The 25110-nt window shown below is 33.1% G+C and carries 20 protein-coding genes; 12 read left to right on the plus strand and 8 right to left on the minus strand.

The window, feature by feature from the left end; all coding sequences use genetic code 11:
- The 5 genes from LBV24_RS14060 (at position 1) to LBV24_RS14080 (ending at position 3455) form a co-directional block, all read left to right on the plus strand.
- Positions 1-468 carry a hypothetical protein gene (locus tag LBV24_RS14060; RefSeq protein ID WP_224479298.1) on the plus strand — a complete coding sequence of 156 codons (468 nt, stop codon included), beginning with the start codon at positions 1-3 and terminating at the stop codon, positions 466-468.
- A gap of 55 nt (positions 469-523) precedes the next feature.
- Positions 524-1003 carry a hypothetical protein gene (locus tag LBV24_RS14065; protein ID WP_224479299.1) on the plus strand — a complete coding sequence of 160 codons (480 nt, stop codon included), beginning with the start codon at positions 524-526 and terminating at the stop codon, positions 1001-1003.
- 68 nt (positions 1004-1071) lie between these two features.
- Positions 1072-1764: a CPBP family intramembrane glutamic endopeptidase gene (locus tag LBV24_RS14070; protein ID WP_224479300.1), complete on the plus strand. Its 693-nt coding sequence runs from the start codon at positions 1072-1074 to the stop codon at positions 1762-1764.
- Positions 1765-1804: 40 nt separating this feature from the next.
- The gene (locus tag LBV24_RS14075) at positions 1805-2674 is read left to right on the plus strand and encodes an alpha/beta hydrolase (RefSeq protein WP_224479301.1); all 870 of its coding nucleotides are present in this window, start codon (positions 1805-1807) and stop codon (positions 2672-2674) included.
- Positions 2643-3455: an alpha/beta hydrolase gene (locus LBV24_RS14080; RefSeq protein WP_224479302.1), complete on the plus strand. Its 813-nt coding sequence runs from the start codon at positions 2643-2645 to the stop codon at positions 3453-3455. Before LBV24_RS14075 ends, LBV24_RS14080 begins: the two co-directional genes overlap by 32 nt.
- Positions 3456-3503: 48 nt before the next feature.
- Here LBV24_RS14080 and LBV24_RS14085 read toward each other — a convergent pair whose 3' ends face one another.
- From LBV24_RS14085 to lysS, 3 genes are all read right to left on the minus strand, one after another.
- Positions 3504-5951, minus strand: a complete 2448-nt coding sequence (locus LBV24_RS14085) for a zinc-dependent metalloprotease (protein WP_224479318.1) — start codon at positions 5949-5951, stop codon at positions 3504-3506.
- Positions 5952-6089: 138 nt separating this feature from the next.
- On the minus strand, positions 6090-7070 hold the full coding sequence (locus LBV24_RS14090; protein ID WP_224479303.1) for a hypothetical protein: 981 nt from the start codon (positions 7068-7070) through the stop codon (positions 6090-6092).
- Between the two features lie 150 nt (positions 7071-7220).
- On the minus strand, positions 7221-8912 hold the full coding sequence (lysS, locus tag LBV24_RS14095; protein WP_224479304.1) for a lysine--tRNA ligase: 1692 nt from the start codon (positions 8910-8912) through the stop codon (positions 7221-7223).
- A 249-nt stretch (positions 8913-9161) separates the two neighbouring features.
- Between lysS and LBV24_RS14100 the strand changes: the two genes are divergently transcribed.
- Positions 9162-10049 (plus strand): hypothetical protein, encoded by an 888-nt coding sequence (locus LBV24_RS14100; protein ID WP_224479305.1) that lies wholly within the window; start codon positions 9162-9164, stop codon positions 10047-10049.
- A 50-nt stretch (positions 10050-10099) separates the two neighbouring features.
- Here LBV24_RS14100 and LBV24_RS14105 read toward each other — a convergent pair whose 3' ends face one another.
- The gene (locus LBV24_RS14105; protein ID WP_224479306.1) at positions 10100-10987 is read right to left on the minus strand and encodes a thioredoxin family protein; all 888 of its coding nucleotides are present in this window, start codon (positions 10985-10987) and stop codon (positions 10100-10102) included.
- Positions 10988-11433: 446 nt separating this feature from the next.
- On the opposite strand from LBV24_RS14105, the gene LBV24_RS14110 reads away from it, so the two are divergent.
- Together LBV24_RS14110 and lipB are read left to right on the plus strand one after the other, a co-directional pair.
- Positions 11434-11592, plus strand: coding sequence for a YqaE/Pmp3 family membrane protein (locus LBV24_RS14110; RefSeq protein WP_224479307.1), 159 nt, complete (start codon positions 11434-11436; stop codon positions 11590-11592).
- 59 nt (positions 11593-11651) lie between these two features.
- Positions 11652-12350: a lipoyl(octanoyl) transferase LipB gene (gene lipB / locus LBV24_RS14115; protein WP_224479308.1), complete on the plus strand. Its 699-nt coding sequence runs from the start codon at positions 11652-11654 to the stop codon at positions 12348-12350.
- Positions 12351-12402: 52 nt separating this feature from the next.
- On the opposite strand, the gene LBV24_RS14120 is transcribed toward lipB, so the two are convergent.
- The 4 genes from LBV24_RS14120 to LBV24_RS14135 form a co-directional block, all read right to left on the minus strand.
- Positions 12403-12663: a heavy-metal-associated domain-containing protein gene (locus LBV24_RS14120; protein ID WP_224479309.1), complete on the minus strand. Its 261-nt coding sequence runs from the start codon at positions 12661-12663 to the stop codon at positions 12403-12405.
- Between the two features lie 171 nt (positions 12664-12834).
- Complete coding sequence (locus LBV24_RS14125) at positions 12835-13884, minus strand: nucleoid-associated protein (protein WP_224479310.1); 1050 nt, start codon at positions 13882-13884, stop codon at positions 12835-12837.
- A gap of 230 nt (positions 13885-14114) precedes the next feature.
- Positions 14115-16475, minus strand: coding sequence for a ribonuclease HII (locus tag LBV24_RS14130; protein ID WP_224479311.1), 2361 nt, complete (start codon positions 16473-16475; stop codon positions 14115-14117).
- Between the two features lie 38 nt (positions 16476-16513).
- Positions 16514-17116 (minus strand): ribonuclease HII, encoded by a 603-nt coding sequence (locus LBV24_RS14135; protein WP_224479312.1) that lies wholly within the window; start codon positions 17114-17116, stop codon positions 16514-16516.
- A 214-nt stretch (positions 17117-17330) separates the two neighbouring features.
- Here LBV24_RS14135 and LBV24_RS14140 point away from each other — a divergent pair, with 214 nt between their 5' ends.
- The 4 genes from LBV24_RS14140 to LBV24_RS14155 all read left to right on the plus strand — a co-directional run bounded on the left by LBV24_RS14140 (position 17331) and on the right by LBV24_RS14155 (position 24987).
- Entirely contained in the window at positions 17331-20594 is a 3264-nt protein-coding gene (locus tag LBV24_RS14140) for a SusC/RagA family TonB-linked outer membrane protein (RefSeq protein ID WP_224479313.1), read from the plus strand.
- A gap of 16 nt (positions 20595-20610) precedes the next feature.
- Positions 20611-22107 (plus strand): RagB/SusD family nutrient uptake outer membrane protein, encoded by a 1497-nt coding sequence (locus tag LBV24_RS14145; RefSeq protein WP_224479314.1) that lies wholly within the window; start codon positions 20611-20613, stop codon positions 22105-22107.
- A gap of 25 nt (positions 22108-22132) precedes the next feature.
- Positions 22133-22861 (plus strand): hypothetical protein, encoded by a 729-nt coding sequence (locus LBV24_RS14150; RefSeq protein ID WP_224479315.1) that lies wholly within the window; start codon positions 22133-22135, stop codon positions 22859-22861.
- Between the two features lie 155 nt (positions 22862-23016).
- Entirely contained in the window at positions 23017-24987 is a 1971-nt protein-coding gene (locus tag LBV24_RS14155; RefSeq protein WP_224479316.1) for a putative porin, read from the plus strand.
- Positions 24988-25110: the final 123 nt, after the last annotated feature.

The following is a 25110-nucleotide window of genomic DNA, read 5'->3' on the forward strand; positions in this document are numbered from 1 at the left end:
ATGCAACAGAAGCAACTAAATATTGCATTTTTTATTACAACAGGAATATCTGTTGTTGTATTTATATATCTGGTCTTTCTTGGTTATGATGAGGTTAAAACCTTTAAAGATGTGGTAAAGATTATTGGGTCGGTATTGTTCCCAATTCCTTTGCTATTCTTTATAAGATTTATTGTTATTGAACATTTTTTGCCTGAGAATACAGATGAGTACAAAATAAAAAATCAAAAACCAGCTACCATATTACTTGTTGTAACAATTGTTATTGCAATGTTATTGATGCAAATCATAGAATTCTTAACGCAAAAAAAGCTTGAAGATGCCTTGGTTCTTGCACATTTAATCAATTCTACTTCGATAAGCTCTTATGTATTTAATTATTTACTGTATAACAATTTGAAAGCTAATGGTATTTTAAGCGGTATACTCATGGCTCTTGCAATACATATATTTTTCTTCTCCGCTTAATTAAAATGAATATTTAATTGGTGCCACATTTTGTGAGTACATAAAATTACAAACTATGAATGTTATCAAAACACCAAAAAATCAAACAAATTCCGGTAAGAGGGAGTTGTTATTTACGTTTCAAACTATTATTGTAACTGCGTTATTGGCCTTTACTGCAATTGCATTTTTCTTTTACAATCAACTAACGGTTGTAAAAGGCATTAAAGTGATTTTTGCGCCATTTCTATCAGTTGTCCCGCTTTTATTTGTGCTTTCTATATTGAGGGATTTAAGGAAAGGGTTTATAGAAGGTAATTATACAAAAAAACAAATATTAAGATTTGCCCTCCTTACGGTAGGGATTACTGCGGCATTTACTGCAATTACCTTTTTGTTGTCAAAAATAAATGCATTGGAGATTTTATTGGCTGGTATTATTGCAATACTTAGCACAGTATTTTTCTTAAGAAGCAAGATAAAGGATATTCTAGGTATGTCTATTGTAACAGGAATAGCAGAAGGAATTATCGTGTATATGATCTTTTTGTTTTGATGATGGTTAGTTAGTAACCCAAAACCTCGCAGACTGGTTCAGAGCTGCGAGGTTTTAAAGTTTCCATTATGAAAAATTCGCTTACAAAATACCTCATTCAATTTTCAAATTTAAAATTAACTCGTCCAGCTTCGGATAAGGTTAAAATTTTAGAGATTGTCGCCATTGTATTGACTGGCATAGGTAAGTTCATTTTTATGGATTATCTAAACTGGAGATTACCTTTTGTAATCATAGCTGTATTGTTTTGGAGTGGTTATGTGCTTTATCGCTTTAAAAAGAATAGATCGGTTTTAAAAGATTGGGGTTTTAGACTTGATAATTTTAAGTTGGTTCTTAAGATAACTTTACCTTTTGCAATTGCTTCAATAGGTTTGTTTTTTATAATCGGTTATCTGCAAGGAACTATAAACCTTACCTGGCATATTTTTCCGTTATTGATTACCTACCCAATTTGGGGAAGTATACAACAGTTTTTAACTATTGGTTTATTGGCTGGAAATCTTAACGAATTAAAGCGATTAAAGCTTAATAAAAAACTAATTATATTATTGACAGCAGTTTTCTTTTCAATTGTTCATTATCCGTCGATATGGTTAATGATTGGGACTTTTATTTTAGCTCTGTTTTATGGCTATATTTATTTAAAAGCCAAGAACATTTATGTATTGGGATTACTGCACGGTTGGTTGGGAGCTTTGTTTTATTACACAGTTGTAAACCAAGATCCCTTTGTTGATGTATTTATGAAATATTTTTAATATTCAATTTTCACTATCTTGTAAAGAGTAATCTGCTATTATGCCTTATTGGGTTTCAACTGTATTATTAATTTTAGGAATTTACATTGCTATTAGTATTGCCTTGTACTACTTACAAGACTATATGCTTTTTAAACCCGAAAAACTGCCTGAGGATTTTCAGTTTGATTACGAAAATCAAGAAACAAAAGAATATAACCTAGAAACGAGAGATGGTGCTATAATCAACGGACTACGTTTCTTTCCTAAAGGCGAGAGTAAAGGTGTAGTGTTATATTTAAAAGGCAACTCTAAAAGCATTAAAGGTTGGGGCAAATTTGCAGTAGATTTTACCAGACATGGTTATAATGTTTTAATGGTAGATTATAGAGGGTTTGGAAAAAGTACTGGCAAACGATCACAAAAAGCTATTAAAAGAGATTTACAAAAGGTCTACGATAAGATTAAGGAGAGGACATCAGAAGATAGAATAATACTCTACGGGCGATCATTAGGTTCTGGTTTTGCTACAAAGTTGGCTTCATTGAATAACCCAAAAATGCTCATATTAGATGCGCCATATTATAGCCTTACCAAGGTAACTGCCAGGTATGCACCGTTTATGCCACTTTCAGTTTTATTAAAATACCCTTTGCCAACTTACAAATGGTTAAAATATGTACAGTGTCCTATACATATTATTCACGGAACACATGACAAACTGATACCATATAAGTCTAGTGTTAAATTGGCACAAATAAATCCGAAACTCACCAAAATACATACTGTTATTGGTGGTGGCCACAAGAATTTAAATAATTTTGAATCGTATCATAAAATGTTGGATGATATAATAAATAGCCAACCAAAAACTATAGATTTAGAATCAACCAGTATTAATGTCATTCACTCATCAAAAAAGAAAGCTTAAGAGAATATTTGTTGTTCTTTTAGGAGTATATATTATGGTAGGAGCAGCGCTTTATTACTTTCAGGAAAAATTAATGTTTTTACCCACTACATTAAATGAGAACTATGTATACGAGCTTAATTATCCTCATGAGGAATTGTTTTTAAAACCCAGCGATGATGCTTTAATAAATGCTATTCATTATAAAGCTGAGAAGTCTAAAGGTGTTATATTATATTTTCACGGTAATGCAGGTGATTTAAGTCGATGGAGTAAAATTACCGAGTACTTCGTTGAAATGAACTATGATGTTTTGGTAATGGATTATCGTACTTATGGCAAAAGCCAAGGAAAACTTAGTGAAGATGCTTTACATAATGATGCACAATACTGTTACGATTATCTTTTAAAGCAATATTCTGAAGACAAAATCACGCTGTATGGTAGGTCTTTAGGTACTGGTATGGCCTCTAAATTGGCGATTAAGAATAAGCCAAAACAGTTAATTTTAGAAACACCCTATTATAGCATTCTAGATGTGGCAAAACATCGATTCCCGCTATTTCCTATAAAGTCATTGCTACGTTACCATTTTCCCAATTATGAATACGTAAAAAAAGTGAAATGTCCTATAGCCATTATACATGGAACATCTGATAAAGTGGTTCCTTATGAATCTGGTAAAAAACTGTCAGAATTAAATATTGACAACCTGGAATTTATTTCAATTGAAGGAGGAGACCATAATGATCTCGTTCAATTTGAAGACTATCATTTAGCAATTCAAAACTTATTAAAATAAAAAAAGGCTCCAATTTAATTGAAGCCTTTTTTAAAATTTGTTACCAAATTATTTAGGATCTAAAATATCATTTACACGTTCAATTGCGTCTGCAATATGAATTCTACTCATAGAATCAGCACCGCGTGCATTTCTAAGTTGCGAACGAAGAGATTTTAGTTCAGCTCGTACAACTGCTCTTATATCAGATTGACTCACATCTACATTTGTAGCTCTTATAAAGCGTCTAAATTGAGCAGGAACAGGTGGTTGTTCATTCGTCATAATAAACTCCATACGCTCTATATAGGCGCGTTGTAAATTACGTCTATAAATATCTATTTTTCGACCAGTACGTAACTCACTGAATAAACCACGGCGTAAGTCTTTCATCATGTCATATAGACCATAGGCTTGACTTCCGTTAATTGATTCATTTTCTAATAGACGTTGCATTCTGCCAAAGTCCATCATATTGTTAAGCGTGCGAGTTTGAATGCCTCTAACACGTTCTATATGACCTGCACTTTCTATTTTATTGAAGATGTTATTGTCAAGCATCCATTCAGGAGTTGTAAATAATTCATCTTGTAAAAATTGCATTGCTTTTTTCTGATGATCCGTTGATACATGTGTATAAACTGCACCTTCTTGGTCATAAGTCTTATAGTATTCGTAAACACCCCCAATATTAGAAGAAACGTGTCCCATATAACGATTGAATTGGCCAAGAACTTGACCGTACATGGTTTCTAAGTCATCATAATTTTTACCATCTTCTGCCGTCCATTCAATTAAGTTTGGAACAATTCTCTGAAGGTTTTTAATTCCGTAGTCACTTGCCAAAACAGCATCGTCACCTAAATCTTCTGTTTGAGAACTAGGGTCTATTACACCGAATTGCTGTCTTCCAAACCTATACTTCGGATCTCCAGCATGTTCAAGAATCCAGCTGTCAAGAGTTTTCTTTTCATCGTCTGCTGTTTCTGCATCTAAAATAGGTTTGTAACCCCACATAATGGCATATTTGTCATAAGGACCAATGTTTGGCATTAAGGCTACACCTTCATCACCAGGTTGTGCAACATAGTTAAATCGTGCGTAATCCATAATGGATGGTGCCGTCCCGAATTCTTTAGTAAATTCTGGATCACGCAATTTTTCTACTGGATATGCAACACTACTCCCCATATTATGTGGTAATCCTAGTGTATGGCCAACCTCATGTGCCGAAACAAAACGAATTAATCGTCCCATTACTTCATCCTTAAATGCTACACCTCTAGCATCTGGATTGATAGCAGCCGTTTGTACAAAGAACCAATTTCGTAATAATGTCATTACGTTATGGTACCAGTTAATATCACTTTCTAAAATTTCTCCAGATCTTGGGTCGCTAACGTGAGGTCCATTGGCATTTGGGATTGGCGATGCCAAATATCTTACTACTGAATATCTAACGTCTTCTGGAGACCATTCTGGGTCTTCTTCTGGTGTTGGAGGATCCATAGCTATAATCGCATTCTTAAATCCTGCAGCTTCAAAAGCAACTTGCCAGTCTTCAATTCCTTGCTTAATGTATTTGCGCCATTGCTCTGGTGTTGCTCTATCAATGTAATAGATAATTGGTTTTTTTGGTTCAACCAATTCACCACGTTTAAACTTCTCTATATCTTCATCTTTAACTTCTAATCTCCAACGATCTAAATAGCTTATGGTTTTACTTTCTTGAGCATCTAAACCATAATCTACTTGTCCTCTTGCAAACCATCCAACGCGCTGATCGAACATACGACGCTTCATAGGTTCTTTTGGAAGTAAGATCATAGAGTTATTTAATTCTAATGAGATACTTCCTGTGCTAGAATTTGAAGGTGGACGACCTGCGGCATATGTCTTTACATGTCTCGCTTCAATGTTAAGAGGATAACTTTTTACAGATTCAATAAACGATTTATCAGACTCTAATCTTGTGATTCTGTATTGTTGTCTTCTTGACTGAGGATAACCTAATGCTTTAACATCTTTGCTAAATAAAGGTGTTACATCGATCACTGTACTTGTAGAATCTTTGCTATAAGCCTGAATTGGAAATGTAGCTAATACAGGCTCAAAATTTGAGTTTACCACTGCTTCATGAACTGGTAATGAATCTGCGGCAACCACCTGATGAGATACCACTCTTAACACTACCTTTTTACCATTTCTTTGCCAACGTAATACCTGAGTATTTTGTTTTCCACCACCGAAACCAATACCACTAGCAGTCTTCGCTATACGAGTAACCATAAGCATTTCTCTGTCAAATAAAGTATCTGGAATTTCGTAATAATACTTGTCGTCTACAGTATGAACGGTAAATAACCCTTCATCACTTTTAGCGTCTTTAGTAATTACTTTGTTATAAGGTTTTGGATCGTTTTTACCAGGTTTTTTTCCTGGAGGTTTTGCCGCGGCTGTGGCATCTGGAGTTTTTGATTTACTTGCTTTTTCTGCTGTTTTACACGAAAAAGCCATAAAAGCCAATGCTACAAATAGTAGCTTAATGTTTATTTGCTTCACGTTAGTCGGTTTTTTAAAAATTCGCTTGAAAATACGGATTACAAGAGCAATGTCTGTGTTAAAAAACTGACTTTAGTATTTATTTAACGCCAACTACAGGCTGTCTAAAAATTCTTGGATTAATGAAACACCTTCTTCATGCAATAATGTTGTGCCAATAAATGGCATGCTGAAACCTGGATTGATTTCGGAAATTCTAAATGATATACTTTGTTTTCTTTCTACAATATTTGTTTCGCTAAACGGTGTTGAGAAGTCTAAATTTAAGGTGGATTGATCATCACAAAACCCACCAGGAATATGACAGTGCGCACAATTAACTTCAAAGTAGGCTCTAGATCTTTCTTCCATTGAATAGGACGTGTCTTGCCAATTTGGTACACTGTCAACTGAACTTACTTCTGTTATTCCTGTAAGTTGGCCTGTATTTATTAAATTCTGTAGCTGATTAACACCATTTCTGTCAAAATTCAAAGATCTCAGTTTAGGCCCTATTGGCGTTATATTGTCATAACTGCTATGACAGGTAAAACAATCCTGATTTGATGGAATTTCATATTGGGTAGATCTTTCGTTACCTTCAATATCAATCCATGAAATTGGTAATGTACTTCCGCTAGGATCTAATACAGCGTCAGTCTGATCTGCATTCCATTTATAATCTCCAGATTCCCAGATTCCATTGGATTTTATGAGCACTCTTGTTTCTATGATATGTCTGCCCATTGATAAATCACGCTCATCTAAATTGTAATAAAAAGTTTTTGCTATGACCGTGTTATCCGGAAATATTGGAAGTCCGTCACCATTGTACTGCAATGATGTATTATCAGGTAATGCAATTAATCGTTCTTTGTGAGCATAATCTGAAAAAAGAGGTGTGCTTATTTCATATTCGAATGCCTTTGGAGAAATGATGAGATCACTAATGTCACCTGAATAAAGATTTAGTTCAGAAAGATTTGTCTTAAATTCCGCAACTACAGCAGGTGTTTCAACTATAGTCATACCATCATCACTTTCGCAAGAAAAGACGAAAATTAAAACTAATAGGAGGGACGTAAGTTGCTTCATTTTTGGGCCTGATGAAGGTTAATAGTAGAGCGAATTTAACAAAAATGAATAAAAAAGCAAGTTTATTTGGTTGAATGGAAATCTAATCCTTTTAAAAAAGGAACCATAATTATATAGTTCCTTATTAAATGTGGTTGAAAATGTTAGAAATTAGACTATTTCTACAAATAACCCTTCTTCTGTCTTTTCAACTTTGGTTAAGCCTAATTTACTTAGACCTTTTATTCCTTTGTCCCAACCTTTATTGCTCAATCCCGATTGCGATTTTAATTCGGTTAAAGTCATTCGTTTTTCAGACTTTAGGATATCAAATATTGCTTTTTCATTGTCGCTTAATTCCACCTTTTTCTTTTCAGGTTTCATTTGAGGGAAAAACAATACTTCTTGAATACTTTGATTATTAGTTAAGAACATTACTAGTCTGTCCATTCCTATACCCATCCCTGATGTTGGTGGCATACCATATTCTAGGGCTCTTAAAAAATCATAATCTATAAATTCAGTGGCTTCGTCATCACCTTTTTGAGCGAGCTTTAATTGATGCTCAAATCTTTCTCTTTGATCAATAGGATCATTTAACTCAGAATACGCATTTGCTATTTCTTTACCACAAACCATAAGTTCAAATCGTTCGGTCAACTCTGGGTTTTCTCTATGCTCCTTGCACAACGGACTCATTTCTTTCGGATAATCAGTTATGAAGGTTGGCTGAATATAATTTCCTTCACATTTCTCTCCGAAAATTTCATCTATTAGTTTTCCTTTACCCATGGTGTCATCTACTTCAACAGCCATAGATTTTGCAGCCTCTCTGATTTCATCTTCGGACTTTCCGTAAATATCAAATCCTGTAAACTCTAGGATAGAATCACGCATTGTAATTCTTTTGTAAGGTGCTTTAAAGCTAATTTGATGTTCTCCAAACGTTGCGTCTGTAGTACCGTTAACAGCAATTGCACAATATTCTAACAGTTTTTCGCAGAAGTCCATCATCCAATTATAATCTTTGTAGGCCACATAAATTTCCATTGCTGTGAACTCAGGATTATGGGTTCTATCCATACCCTCATTTCTAAAGTTTTTAGAAAATTCATAAACGCCATCAAATCCACCAACAATAAGTCGTTTTAAGTACAATTCATTAGCAATTCTCATGTATAAAGGAATATCTAATGAGTTATGATGAGTTATAAATGGACGTGCCGCTGCACCACCAGGAATTGGCTGTAATATTGGAGTTTCAACTTCAAAATAACCTGCATCATTAAAGAAGTTACGCATAGCATTGAAAAGCTTGGTGCGTTTTACAAATACTTCTTTAACATGAGGGTTAACGGCTAAATCTGCATAGCGCTGACGGTAACGCAACTCAGGATCATTAAACTCATCATAGGTATTTCCCTCTGAGTCTTGTTTTGGTAACGGCAATGGTTTTAAGGCTTTACTCAAAAGGCTGAACTCTTTAACCATAACCGTTTTTTCGCCTACTTGTGTTGTAAATAATTCACCTTCTATACCAATGAAATCACCAATATCTAAAAGCTTTTTATATACATCGTTATATTGTGTCTTGTCTTCATTAGGACAAATTTCGTCTCTATTAAAATATACTTGAATACGACCTTCACTATCCTGTAATTCAGCAAATGATGCTTTTCCTTGAATTCTACGAGACATTAATCTACCAGCAACGATTACTTTTTTGCCTTCTTCGTAATTAGATTTAATCTGTTGAGAAGTATGATTTACCGGAAATAAATCAGCCGGGTATGGATTTATACCTAAGGCTCTAAGTTTGCTTAACTTTTCTCGTCTTACTAATTCTTGTTCTGAAAGTTGCATTCTGTTAATTTTTAAAAGCGCAAAATTAAACTATTTCAAAAGTAGTATGAAATCTTTTAGAATAAATTGCAATCCACCAAAAAATAAAAACTAAAAAATTTATTGAATTATCAATTTTGTAAGGGTTTGTAGTGATAATTATCATGTTTTATTTAGGGTTAATATCGTTATTTTATGCTTCGCTATATGCGGATTTTTAGAAGATTGAAAACAACATAAAGATTACAGAATTAAATAAAACATAATACAATGAAAAATTATTTCATAAGCTTAATAACATTGGTGGTTTTTGGATCATTTTCCTTTGGTCAAGATTTATCACCTTATATAAAAGTTGGGAAATCAACAGGGTCAATAGAAAGTGTAGCGTCTGAAGTTAAGAATGCTTTAAAAACTAATGGTTTTGAGATTTTAGGTACTTATAATCCTTCTGGAAAATCAACACTAAAGGTAATTGCTTTTACAAATTATGCTTTGAAGTCAAAAGCAGTTAAAGTGTCTGACAGAGGGGCACTGGCTGCAGTCTTAAAGGTAGGTTTAGAAAAAAAGGATGGGCAAGTGTATATTTCATACACCAATCCAGATTATCTTTTACGAGCTTATCTCATGGAAAATTTTGAAACTTACAAAACTACATTTGTAAAATTCTCTAAGGATTTAAAAACTGCTTTATCTGGTCTAGGTGATGATTTCACGCCTTTTGGCGGTACCGTTAAGGCTGAAAAACTCAAAAAGTATCATTATAAAATAATGATGCCTTATTTTACAGATCCTGTTGCCCTGCAAGAATATGATTCCTTTGAAACTGGAGTTACTAAAATTCAGAATAATTTATCGGCAAGAAAAGGTAACACAAAATTGGTTTACAAGCTTATTTATCCTGATAAAAAAGTTGCTGTATTTGGTGTTGGTTTGAATAGTAAACAAGAAGGCGAAGCACATTTTCTGCCTAAAATAGGCGAGGCTCATGTTGCTGCATTACCTTATGAAATTATATTACAAGGTAATAAAGCTACAATGCTTCATGGAAAATATAGAATAGCATTGCATTGGCCAGACCTTACCATGGGTACATTTATGAAAATTATGAGTACTCCTGGTGATATCGAAGATGCTTTAGAAGCCGTCTGTGAATAACAGGTAAATAGTACCTGTAGATGATTTTTTTCTACAGGTACTTAGTTTTGTTAATTATTTTTGATGACTTCTAGATTTTCTTTTAGATCCTCATCGTCTGGATGCATTTCTAGAGCAGATTGGAGCACTTTAATAGCTTTATCTTTTTGCCCAGTTGCGCCAAGAGTATTTGCCAAGCTCATGTAAGTTGCAGTCTCATCAGGAAAAAATTTTGTGTTAAGTTCAAAAACTGCGATGGATTCATCAACTCTTTCTGTACCAAAAAGAATGCGTCCGTAAGTATTTAATTCGCCTGTAGTATATACCATGGCTTTATACTTGTCTAAAAGTTTCGCCTCATGTTTCTTTAAACCCTCAATTCCTTCTGATTTTAGAATATTGTCTACAACTGTAACGACATGATAGTAAGACTTATAGCTGTTATTAGTCGTTATATTGAGTATATCTTCTTCCAAATTTTTTATAGGTTCTTCTATTATACGGTTAACTTCTTTCCCGTCTTTGTAGAAAATGATTGTTGGTACACGATGTATGTTTAGACCTTCTTCTTCATGCTGAGGACTCTGTTTGTACAAATTAGCTTCCCTACTTAAGGCCACAACAGTCAATTGATTCATCGGATAATTACATGCTTCTAATATTTTATAAAGTCTAGGTACTTCACGTTGGCTATCGCTACACCAAGTACCCATAAAGAGCATTATCTTATAGTCGCCTAAAATAGTGCTCAATTCCTCTATAATTTTGTTATTTCCTTCGTATTGACTGTGTTCTTCCTTAAACCACGAGGCATAATGTTCGCCTTGTAAACCAGACTTATCTATTTTACCGAGTAAATATGGAGCGTCATCTCCTGTTAGAATCTCGTTATTTAAGTCTTGGGCGCTTAATATGAAGGTGCTCAATATTGCAAAAATTAAAGTTGTAGTTGACTTCATAGAATTAAATAATTTTTTAGATATTGATTAATATAAATTATTTTAATGGAACTACCGTGCCTTTGATTTTTAGAATTTTGTTCCCGCCTTCAGCATCTATATATCCAGAAAAGGAATACAGAGCATATCCAATACCGTAAAGCCAAACAAAGAATAATAAAAACAAATAGCGCATAAAGCGAAACTACATAAAAATAAGATACTTTGAAATAGATAATATCCAAAGTGTAACAACTTATAACACTTTGCGTCATATAGTTACAGATCAATAAAAATCTGTATAGATAAAACAATAGTTAGTTAGTTTGTCATATTGAGTTTGCCAAATTAAAATTGTTTTTTTTCATATTACTTTTTAAAATGTTAGATGTTATATCGGCAAACTCAATGAGACAATTTTTAACTTTTGTTTTGAAGTTTTAATCATCAAATCATCAAACGAGAATATGAGTATTTGGCGTGTTTTACTCTCCATTATTTGCCCACCTTTAGCAGTCTTTGATAAAGGATGTGGATCAATTTTTATAGTATTTTTATTATGGCTTTGCGGTTGGGTTCCAGGCGTTATAGCGGCCTTGGTTATTTTGAATAATCCCGATAGATAATTGCTTATCTTTGCACTCTTAAAATTCATTTTAAGAAGTGGTTATTTTGTTATTTGATAATGAATAAGGATATAAAACTAGAGGATTTAGGTTTAAAAGATTTTAAGGATACTTGGGATTATCAAGAAACTCTTTTTAAGGCAATTTTAGATACCAAAATTAAGAATAGAAGAGAAGATGCTGGATTGGCAACTGACAATCATTTTCTCTTTGTTGAGCATCCACATGTTTATACCTTGGGTAAGAGTGGCGATTTGTCTAATTTACTATTGTCTGAATCTCAATTAACAGAAAAAGGTGCAACCTTTTATAAGATTAATAGAGGCGGAGATATAACATATCATGGCCCTGGTCAAATAGTTGGATATCCGATTTTAGACTTAGATAATTTCTTTACAGATATTCATAAATACCTTAGGTTTTTAGAAGAGATAATAATTCTTACGTTGGCAGAATACGGTTTAAAGACGGAACGAAGTCCTGGTGAAACAGGTGTTTGGTTAGATGTTGGAACACCATTTGCACGTAAAATTTGTGCCATGGGAGTTAGAGCTAGCCGATGGGTAACCATGCATGGTTTTGCTCTTAATGTAAATGCGGATTTGGGTTATTTTGATAATATAATCCCATGCGGAATAAGAGGGAAAGCTGTTACTTCTCTAAATAATGAATTAAAGTTAAAACATGTTGATGAAGAAGAGGTAAAGGCAAAGATTTTGAAACATTTTAGTAACCTCTTTGAAGCAAATTTTATTTAGTGTGTGCAAAAATTAATTTGCCACACTATTGAATGTCTATAAAATCTTGAAGCTATACTTCAAAATCCTTAGTTGGAACTGCATGAAAACCTGTGGTTTTCACTCTTTTCTCTAGATCTTCTACACTGATAAGTTTAGAAACATATACTGTAAACTCTCTAGGGAATACATCCATGTTAACCTTTACGGATTTAATTCCTTCTAAACCAAGAATTCTATTTTTTATACAATCTAAATCCTTTTTTTCTACAGCATTGGTTCCAAAAACTCTGCCGTTTGGTCCAGGTATTATATTATCAGATATTAAGCTCATAATAATTGATTTAATGGTTAATAATCTAATTTTAGAATAAGTAACATTCAGGGACAAAATTGTCTTATGAACTTATTTATCTCCAATTTACAATTCAAATGAAATATATAAATTGATATTGGTCAGTCTTAAGAGAAATTTAAGATAGAATTTGGTGTAATGTTTAGTTAATTAAGCTTCAGCATTAAAAAACACTTTGTAAAAGTGCATTTTTTTCTCTGCATCATAGCCTCTCTCTAAATATTCAGCAGAGGCATCAGGTGCATCAACATCTAGTTTTATTTGAATGTTGGTGTCCAATTTAATTTCGGTCTTAATCTTTTGCTTTTGTTTTTTAAGAACCCGTTCTGAAACATCAAATTGATTTCTGATCAGTACTTTGTTCTCAGCCTCGTAAGCTTTTTTGTAATCTTCAAACAGCTGTATTTGATCCTCTTCATCAAATACCTCTTCCTTAAATGCTTCAATATTTACAATTTCATTTTCTTTAAAGAAGTCTACGGTTTTGGCCAAAAAATTACTCTTCTCTTGTCCGCCAAAATTTGGTTGAATAACCTCCTTTGAAAACTCTCTGCACATTTCAATACAGTTTTTAGTGTGCTGGTTGCTATCGTCTGGATATTTTATGTTTAAAAAGCGCTTTGTCCAATATTGTGTATCGTAAGTATTGTTGTCTACACTTAACACAATATTACCTTCCATATCTGAGGTGTTTAGTATTAAACATCCTTTATCTACCTTTTTCGATTGAATACCTTTTTGTACAAGAATATCGTAATTTCCAGATTCTAAATATGTTTGAAAAAAAGGGACTTTATTTTCTATTTTGAAAACTCCTATCGCATCTGTAAAATAGTCCTCATATTGGATATTTTCAAAATGACATACTAGTACGTCACCAGTTTTAATTTGTGCAGAATTACTTTGTTCATAGAGATGAGATAAGATGTGTTTAGATACCTCAACAAATTCAGTTTCGCCATTGAAAATTTGGTTTGAATAGGTGTTGATTTCATTTAAACCAATATCACTATGGTGATGAAACCTGAAACTTTCAGAGGCGCTTACAAAGGGTTTTAATAAGTAAGGCAACATCAGTTCATATGTTGCTTCATCAAAGTCTACACACTGATCTGAAAACGCATTTTTTGTATCATTGAATTTGTTACCAACCTTATGGATAACACAGGCTTTTAAGGAGGCTTTTTGTCTTTTTATCATTAGAGATTTTTACATCATTAATTTGAGGTGCAATACTACAAAAGGTATAGAACATAAAAGTGAAAACGCCAAAATAAATTTGGCGTTTTCGGACTCGAGGACTTTAGATTTGGTTGCCTTTATATTCAAATGTTGTATAGACTTTTATTAAATATTATTCTTTATGGCACTTTATATTATAAAATTAGTTATTACCTTTTAGATTTAAAAATGAAGGTGTCTAGTTGGGCTTAATAAAGTTTATAGGTTAGAATTGTTTTACTATCACTTAGAGTGACTAATTCTAAATTTATATCGCTATCTAAATTGGTTAAAATTGCTTCTGAAGTTCCGTATATAGGAAAATTTGGAATATGTTTTCCTTGGCTATCAAATAAATAGATTTTTTTGGTTTGTAAATCTGTGGAGGTTACATAAATTTTATCGTTGAGATAGAATATTTCGGGATTGGTATAATCGCCAAAATCTAAATCTACGGTATTAGCTCTAATTTGTAATTTGTTTTCATCTAAAGTAACCAGTGTTTTGCTAGTAGCATCGATGATATGGTTTTCGGATAGATTTAGTTGTTTAGTTGATTTTTCACCTTTTGTGTTGACTTGTATTAACTGGCCTAATGTGTTAGTTGTTGTGAACTTATTTTGATGCAAATAAATCTGATTTTCGGAAAATCTAATTTTATCATTCACTATAATACGATCTGCGCCTCTTCTATTGAGAATCTTAAGTCTTTCACCTGCACCAAAAACAATGAAGTCTTTATTACCAATTCTAAAGTGTTTTGGTTGAGTGATTATTGTACCACTATTGCTCTTGTAATTAAACCCATTTACATTCTTGGCTCTAGTATTATACATTAATAGATTTTTGTCTTGGGTGACTAATAATCTGTAATCTTTTTTCTTGTCGTAATCAAATACAGATAATGGTTGTGTTATGGGATCATTAAATTTTAATGGGAAGGGTCCAACATCTTTACCATTTCTATCTATAACATATACTCTTTTTGAAGTTGCAAAAGCAAGTTGTAGACGACCATTTTTATAAATATCTATTTGCTCAATTTTACCTAAAATATTGTCTTGCAATTTTTTCTTCCATAAAATGTTTCCAGCACTTGATATAAGATAAAGGTTGTTGTTTGCATCTTGTATTGCAATATCCTTGGTTCTATTTAGATGGTTAGTTACAACCTGAGGGCCTAGAATAATATCACCCTCAATGCTAGTATTAAAATTTTCTGCAATTGTGTTAGCACTTCTTTTCCTCTTGAATTTTTGAATAATTCCATTTATATGAGCATAACCGTCTTCATATATATATTGTACCGCATTGGCATCATATCCCTCTAAATTTGAATTAAAAATATCGGATAAATTTTCAGAGTTTTTATAAATAAAAATGGAAGAGTCGTCACTTAAGTTTTCTTGTATGTTTTGAAAAGCTTCAGAATTCGAAAGTGTATTGTTGCTTAAATAATCAGTTATTATTTTTTTTAAAAATTCAACATTGCTAGAGAAAATTACAAAATCATCTTTTGCAAAGAAATAGGATGACTCGTCAAAGGTAATAACGGGCTTAAACTGATATTTAAAAAAGTCTGGTTTACCAAAACTATAGATGTCTATTTCTCTAAATGATTCTTCAAAGCTTTTATCATCAATTGACTCTATTAATAAATCTGTATCCAATGAATGTAGAACTAAAGCATTGTCAATAAGAGCAATTTCATTACTATAAGTTAAAAAAGACTTTAAATTATCAGTACCTATATTGGTTGTATCCTTAGACTTTTTTTTAAGTTTAGAGTAATCATCAAATAGAATGCTCTTTAATTCTCTTGTGTCGCTGGGAGCTATTTGTGAAGAATTTATTTTTTGTGGTAGAGTAGACTTAATTCTAGAAAGTATATTGTTTAACGTATCAGTGTTGGTTACGATACCGTTAAAGGATATGTTACCTGAATTATGATTGATATCAATAACAGCATACTCATCATTCAAAAATTCTGAGAACAACAAATCTGAATATTTGATATTATCACTTTTAAAGATAACAGATGCCAGCGCAGAATTATCAGTTGTTTCAATTAAATCATAAAATTCCGATGATATATCTGTTGTATTTAACCTCGAGTCATAATCTATATTATTCGATCCAATAAACACTCCATTAATATGGTTGTAATAAAAGTCCGTTGAATCAATAATTATTTTAGTTACTTCGGAGTTTTTGATTCCTTCCCGAAGATTACCTGATAAACTATCAGACACAAATAAATCAATTTCACCTTTAGAAAGAATTAGGAATTCCGTCTTGTTAATTGATTTTTCTTTAAAAGCTATATATATAGGAGATGTAAAATTAAATTTCCTTATTACGGATTCTACATTTTTTATGTCCTTATTATATAAGGAATAAAGAATTAGGTTAGACTCCAAACTAATGCTAAAGTCATTTAAAGCATTAACCTTGATAATAAGGTCAGAAGTTTCTGGGATAAAATGAAATGGTTTTAGGTTTTTATCATAATCTTTTTGGCAAGACACTATAAGAAAGCAAACCAAAACATAAAAACAAAAATGTTTCATTAATGCTGTAGGATTAAATTAATATCAAATATAAGAAGTTATAAATCCAATTGATATTGTTCTGGTAATAATCTGAATGATTTTCGATGGTATTTTGTAGGGCCGTACTTTTTAATGGCGTCTCTATGCTCCTTGGTTGGGTACCCTTTGTTTCTTTTCCAATTATACATTGGAAATTCTTCATGTAATTGTTCCATGTACAAATCCCTATAAGTTTTTGCAAGAATAGATGCGGCTGCTATACTTAAATATTTGCCATCGCCTTTAATAATGGTTTTGTGAGGTATGCTTTTGTAAGGTTTAAACTTGTTGCCGTCTACTATTATGTAATTAGGTTCAATATTTAGATTGGAAATTGATTGGTGCATAGCCTTAATTGAAGCATTAAGTATATTGATTTTATCAATTTCAGCTTCAAAGATGTGTTGAATAGAGAAATGGGAAGCTTCTGATTCAATAATAGATTTTAATTGATTTCTATTTTTTTCTGAAAGCTGTTTAGAGTCATTTAATAAGGAGTTGTTAAATGATAAAGGAAGGATAACAGCAGCTGCAGTTACGGGACCTGCCAAACAACCTCTGCCGGCTTCGTCAGTACCGCATTCTAGATCAAAGTTTGAATATTGAATTTTTAAAGGCAAAATGTTAAAGTTTGAACAAAGTTAAAATTTTAACGCAACCCTTTTACACATTATGTATCTTAGTAATAGGTCAAAACCTGTAAACCCCGCGGAAACTTTTAGAATCCGCGATTAATTGATTCGTAATTGAGTTAACATTTTTTTGGCAAAAACACTTGTTTATTTAATATTAAATTAAGATGTTTGCAACTAGACTAACTCAAATAATTGTTTTATGAAATTAAAGTTAACATGGTTATTAACGCTATTCATGGCGTTCGTGATGCAATTTTCTTTTGCACAAGAGAAAACTGTCACAGGTACAGTTACTACAGCTTCAGATGGTTTACCCCTTCCTGGTGCGACAGTAGTTGTAAAGGGTACAGCGAGAGGTACTCAAACAGATTTTGATGGTAAATATACTATTCAAGCTCAATCAGGAGATGTATTAGTCATCTCTTATGTTGCTATGGATCCTACTGAAGTTACTGTAGGTGCAAGTAACGTTTATGACGTAGCTCTTACTGAGAATGCGTTAGAAGAAGTTGTAGTCGTAGGTTATGGTACTACAACGAAAAAAGCCTTTGCAGGTACAGTTACACAGGTTGATTCCGAAAATATCGAGAATAAAAACTTCGCTAACGTAACACAATCGTTAGCTGGTGAGGCATCAGGTGTTCAGGTAATTAATACAACTGGTCAGCCAGGTACTGTTTCTACGGTACGTATTCGTGGTTTCGGTTCTATTAGTGGTAACCGTTCGCCACTTTATGTAGTAGATGGTATTCCAATTACTGCCACAGAGACTTTAAATGCTATTAATCCTACTGATATTAAAAGTACTGTAATATTAAAGGATGCAACAGCTACTGCTATTTATGGTTCTAGAGGATCTAACGGTGTAGTATTAATTACTACTAAGAGTGGTTCTTCTGCTGAAAGCTATATCGAGGTAGATGTTAAGTCTGGTGTTAACACTCAGATTATCGATCGTTACGATACAGTAACTAACCAAGAAGAGAATCTTGAGTTAATATGGGAGGGTCTTAGAAACGGACGTAGAATTAATTTTGGTGAAGATCTTGCTACTGCTAATGCATGGGCAACTGAAAACCTTATTGGTGACACTGGTATTACTGGTGTGCTTCCTTTACGTTATAACATGTGGAATGCTCCTGGCAACCAATTAATCGATCCAAATACTGGAAAGTTTACTGGTGTATCAAGAAAATTCACGCCTGAAAATTTTGAGGATTTAATTATCCGTGACGGTATGCGTTATGAAGCTAACGTAAGATTTGGTGGTGGAGATGAAAAATCTAGATACTTCGTTTCTGGTGGTTTCTTAGATGATAGAGGTATTGCACGTAACTCTTCTTATAAAAGATATTCGGCACGTGTTAACGTATCTTCTCAAATCAAGGATTGGTTAAAAGTAGGTACAAACATTTCATACCTTTATGCAGAACAAAGAAACAGTGCTAATTTAGGTGGTTCTTCTGCAATATTTGAATTTATAGATAAAGTGCCAAGAATATTTGGTGTATTTGCTAGAGATAATAATGGTAACAAAATTCCAGATCCTATATTAGGTGGATTTGTTCCTGATTATGGTGCAATTACTTTTGGTGGTGCTGTTCCTGGTAGACCGTCTTCTGATGGTGTAAGCCCATACGGAAATATGCTTTTTGACTTTAATGGTTATGACAGAAACGAGCTTATTGGTAGTGTAAATCTTGATATTAACATTACTAAAGATTTAAAGTTCGAAACTTCATATAGTTACCAGTATAGAGGAAACATCTTTAAGAGCATGTCAAACCAATTTTATGGTTTTGGTTCTTCAGCTGGTGGTGAGTTATTCCAAAGTAATCAAACAAACGAGACAAGTAACTTCTTACAGTTATTCCGTTATAGAAAAGATTTTGGAAAACACTCAATCGAAGCACTTGCTGCACATGAAAGTAATGAGTTAAGTTTCAAAGTTCAAACTGGTTCTAAGTCTGGTGCTGAGGTTCCATTTGCTCTTGAGTTAACGCAATACATTGTTAATCAAGATCCTGCTGAAGGTTTCCAAGAAGGAAGAACATTAGAATCTTATTTCGGTCAAGTAAATTATGACTTCGACGATAAATACTACTTAACAGGGTCTATCCGTCGTGATGGGTCTTCAGTATTCGCTGATAATAAGTGGGATACATTCTGGTCTGTTGGTGGTGCATGGATTATGTCTAATGAATCATGGTTAGAAGACAGTGATTTCTTAAGATATTTAAAAATTAAAGGATCATTTGGTTTAGCTGGTGATGAGGCTGGTGTAGTTTCGGCAACTGGTCAATATTACAATGGTGTTAACCTATTTGACGTTACAAACTTAGACGGTGGTTTTGCTGTATCTTTAGTTGGTAATATTGCAAATCCTGATATTACTTGGGAAAGAAAGAAACAATTACAAGCTGGTGCTGAATTTACACTTGGAGACATTGTAGATGGTAGTATCGATTGGTATAGAAATGATACAGAGAACTTATTTTTCAATAAGCCTGTAAATCCATCTTCTGGTTCAAATGGACTTTTAGTAAATGATGGTGAGTTAAGAAATACAGGTGTAGAATTTGATTTAAACTTCCATGTTGTAAACAAGGAAAATGTTTCATTAGATGTTGCCGTTAACGGTGCACACTATAACAATGAATTATTAGCATTACCAGATCAAACTCCAGACGAATTTATCAACAGAGCAACTACTGCTCTTCAGGTAGGTCGTTCTATTTTTGACTTCTACATGAGAGAGTATGCTGGTGTAGATCCTGCAGACGGGTTCCCAATGTGGTACGAGTATTTCGATGATTTAAATAACAATGATATTTTAGATCCAGGTGAAGAGATTGAAGCGAATTCATTAGAAGTTCATAAATTTAGAAACCCTGATTCTGATAATTTCAAGAAAAGAGTCACTAAAGAGTATGATACTGCAACAGAGCTTTGGGCTGATAAGTCAGTTATTCCAGACCTTCAAGGTGCATTCAGATTACAAGGTAACATCCATAACTTCACTTACGGTGTTCAGTTTACATATCAGTTTGGTGGTTATGCGTATGATAACAATTATAGAGAATTCTTTGAGCGTGGATTTGCTACTGCTAGTGGTACGTTACACGCAGATATTAGAGATAGATGGCAACAACCAGGTGACATAACTAATGTACCATTATTAGGTAATGGTTCTGTTCCTAACGATGTTGGGCAAAGTGATAGATTTATCATAAGCTCTGACTATATTGCCTTAAACAGTGTTAATATCGGTTATAACTTACCAAGTAAGTTTTTGGACAAAACTGGTATTGATAATGTAAACATATTCTTCTCTGGAGATAACTTATTTATCTCTACTGCAAGACAAGGATATAACCCAACAGTAAGAGAAGCAGGTTTCACAGCTAGAAATATCTATGCGCCACTTTCTTCTTTCACTCTTGGTTTAAGATTGAAATTTTAACTTAAAAAAAAGCGATATGAAAAAAAGTGTTTTAAAATTAATTGGTTTAGGTTGTTTATTGATTGGCCTTCATAGTTGTGAGGAGGACTTCTTAGACCAACAGCCTACTGAATTTATTTCAGAAACTGAATTAGGAGAGGTTGTAAACTTAAATCCTGGATTAGTACAAGGTTCAGTGGATGGTATTTATACAACTATGTTTACCAGTGGTACTGGTGGTACAGGTGGTCATGATGACTTTGGTCAAAAAGCTTATGATATATTCTCTGATATGTTATGTAGTGATATGGCTTTATCAGGTAGTGTTTATGGATGGTATAGAGCTTCTATAACAGAAATGCAAGCTACTCAAGATTTTACGTTTACGGATAACTTCCAAACGTGGTCTTATTACTATAGTCAGATACTAAATGCTAACTTAGCGATGTCAAATTTAGGTGGTCCAGATGCGGATCCTGAAAATCCAGAAGTAAGAGCATTATTAGGTCAATCTTTAGCATCTAGAGCGCATTCATTCTTTATGTTAGCTCAATTGTATGCTGATGATTATTCAGCTGATCAGCCAATCCTACCATTATATGATAGATTAACTGCTGAGACTTTACCAAAGTCTACTCAAGCTGAAGTTTATGGATTAATTGAAAGTGATTTAAACAGAGCTATTGAATTATTAGAAGGATACACAAGAGGTTCTAAAGCTCAGATAGATCAGTCTGTTGCAAAAGGAATTTTAGCTTATGCAATAGCAGCTCAGAGACAAAGATGGGATATGGTTGCGGCATATGCTAACCAAGCTCGTAATGAATCAGGTACTGTTTTAATGCCTCCAACTGCTGATACATTTGGTATCTTAGGTGGTTTTAATGAAGTTGGTAACCCTTCTTGGATGTGGGGAGTTGACATCAATGAAAATTCTGGTGTTGGTCTTGTTTCTTGGTGGGGACAAGTAGATTTCTTCTCTTATAGTTATGCTGCTGTTGGTGATACTAAGGTTATGGACGAAGGTTTATATAATAGTATGAGAGCAGATGATATCAGAAGAGATCAGTTCTTTGCTACACCTGGTGCAAACTACTTACAACCATTATTTAAGCAATATGATGCTGATCGTGTGCCATTTGGTACTTCTACGCAAGTAAAAGCTGATTATGTATACATGCGTCATGCTGAAATGATTTTATTAGAGGCTGAAGCATTAGCTAGACTAGGACAAGATGGACAAGCTAGAACAGTTTTACATTCTTTAGTTGATAATAGAGTTGTAGACCCTTCTTATATAGATGCATTAAGTGGACAGGCGTTAATCGACGAGATCTACATGCAAACTAGATGGGAATTGTGGGGTGAAGGTAAATCTTATTTTGCAATGAAGAGAAATCAAGCAACTATTACTAGAGGTAATAACCACTTGTCTTTCGTTGGAGAATCGATTGCTCATAATGATGACAGATTAACTTTTGAGATCCCTCAAAGAGAGATTCAGGATAATCCGAATATCAACGATCAAAACTAAATAAAATCAAAAAGACTTATCTCAAATGAAGAAAATTTTAAAATTATTAATAGTTGGATGTCTTGTTCTTACTTACAGTTGTGAGGAAGATAAGGATACCCTAACACCTAACTACATAGCTTTCGGAGTTGATGAAATCACTGAGACTGTAGATGTTGGTGAAGGAAGTAAAACAATTGACATTAATATTTATACTGGTAACAAGACTGGATCAGATAGAACATTCAGTTTAACAACTGCTAATTCTACAGCTGATGCTGCAGCTTATTCTGCACCTAGCTCTGTAGTTATTGAAGCAGGAACAAATTCTGCAACTGTTCAGGTGACTGTATTAGAAGCAGGTTTAACATTTGATTTTCAAGAAATCTTGTTAGAGTTCACGCCAACAACAGACATTGATACTATTGCAGAAACAGCTGTAGTTTCAATTAACGCGGCGTTATTGTGTCCACCAGCAACAGCTGGTAATGTTACTATAGAAATAGATACAGATAACTGGCCAGATGAGACATCTTGGGCTGTTACTGATGCGTCTGGTGCTGTAGTTGCTTCTGGAGGACCTTATAATAATCCAGCAGATGACTTTACAACAATTGTTGTGAATGTTACCTTAGGAGCAGGTTCGTACACTATGACATTAAATGATTCATATGGTGATGGTGGTAGTACTTTTAGAGTAATTAATGGTTGTGGTCAAGTATTGGCAACTGATTCCGTTGGTGGCTCTACCGTTTCTGGCACATTTTCTATATAATTATAGGATACTAATTATTACTAAAGACCGTTATTCTAAATAACGGTCTTTTTTTATGGAGTTATTTAATATTTGTTCAACATTAGTTGGTTAATTATTTAATTACATTTGTATCAAAACCTACATAAATAACCTTTGAGAATTAGTTAAATTTAATGTTTGCCAAGAATATTTTTACCATCTTTTTAGTTTTGTTTGTGGTTAATACAATGTATTCGCAAACTAAATTAAGTACTGGGAATGTTAAGAGACCGGATAATCCTTTCGGTGAGGATACATCAGCAGTTAAAAGGGCAAAGGGATTTAAGAATGTGGCCTCTATTGATATGTATCTTCAATTTAATACTGAAGTTGATACATCAATTGTAGATACAACTTTGGTAATCAATAAGCATTACAAGTTTAATTATCTGCAAAGAGACAATTTTGGTTTAATGCCATTTGCTAATATTGGCCAGACCTATAATACCTTAACCTATAATCCAAAGGGTAAAAGTTTAATGCCCTTATTTGGTGCTAGGGCTAGGCATTTTAATTATTACGATTCAGATGATATAAAGTATTATGAAGTACCAACACCTTGGACAAGATTAACTTATAAAACTGCATTTCAGCAAGGTCAAATGTTAGATGCTTTTTTTTCTGTGAATTTATCTAAGCAATTTAATTTTTCTATTGCTTATAAAGGATTAAGATCCTTAGGTAATTATCAGAATGCTCTAACCAGTTCTGGTAATTTCAGATTTACGTCTAATTATAAATCAAAGAATAATCGATATAACGCCAGAGGTCATATCGTAATGCAAGATTTATTGAATCAAGAAAATGGTGGGTTGCAAGATGTAGATCTTGAGAATTTTGAAACTGGTAATGAGGAGTTTTTAGATAGGTCAGTCTTCGATCCTAATTTCGAGAATGCTGAAAATATTCTTGTTGGTAAACGATTTTACTTAGATCACTCATATCAAATTATTAAGAAAAACGATTCATTAGATAGCAATAACTTATACATTAACAATACTATTTCCTTTGAAGATAAGTATTACGATTACACACAAAGTTCATCTGAAACTGATTATTTCGGTGATTCGTTTACTAATGAAATAAAGGATAAAGTGACATTAGAGAATTTTCAAACGAAAATTGGTTTTCTTTATCAAAATGATTTATTGGGAAACCTTTCCTTTAATTTAAACTATACCAATTTAAATTATGGATATAACAGCGTTGTTTTAATTGCAGATGAATTAATACCCAATAGAATTAAGACTAGTTTTATTGGAGTTGATGCTGGTTATTCAAAAGAAATTGGCGCTCTAAAATTACAAGGTACCGCTGGCTTGAATTTGTCTGACGAATTCAGTGGTAATTATATCGATGCTAACCTAACTCTAAAAATTAAGGAAGATATCAGCTTCGGTGGAGGAATAAATATTACGTCTAGACTACCTAATTATAATTATTTGCTTTATCAATCCGACTATATCAATTACAATTGGTATAATCTCGATTCTTTTAAAAATATTAATTCACAACAACTTTCCGTTTATCTAAATTCAGATAAATACTTAAATGCTAAATTAGATATAACTAATATTGATAATTACACCTATTTCAATTTGGATGCTACACTTGATGGCATTAAAGTTATAAGACCAACCCAGTATGATAAATCACTTCAGTATTTGAGATTGAAATTGGAAAAAGAACTTAAATTTGGAAATTTTGCTTTGGACAATACGGTAATGTACCAGAATGTTGTTAGTGATGACGACGTTTTAAACGTACCTGCATTGCTAACCAGAAATACGTTTTATTATTCTAATCAAATTTTCAAAAATGCAATGACATTACAAACGGGTGTTACATTTAATTACTTTACTAAGTATAATATGAATGGATACGATCCCTTACTCGCAGAGTTTTATACTCAAAATGATTCCGAGTATGGTGGATTTCCCCGATTAGATTTTTTTATTAATGCAAAAGTTAGGCAGACACGTATATTCTTAATGGCTGAACATTTTAATTCCGCCTTTACTGGGTTTAATTTTTATTCAGCTCCAAATCATCCTTACAGAGATTTCACAGTAAGGTTTGGATTGGTTTGGGACTTTTTTCTATAATAAAATATTAGCAATAATTATCTAACATCTTGACAGGTAGGCATTTGTTTTGGGCTGTTTTTTTTTTCTGAAAAAAAGGTTGTCAAAGTGCTTGTTATGTAGTTAAAGGGATTTATATTTGCG

Origin of the sequence: Winogradskyella vincentii (assembly GCF_020166345.1) — a bacterium.
In the GTDB taxonomy this organism is placed as follows: Bacteria; Bacteroidota; Bacteroidia; order Flavobacteriales; family Flavobacteriaceae; genus Winogradskyella; species Winogradskyella vincentii.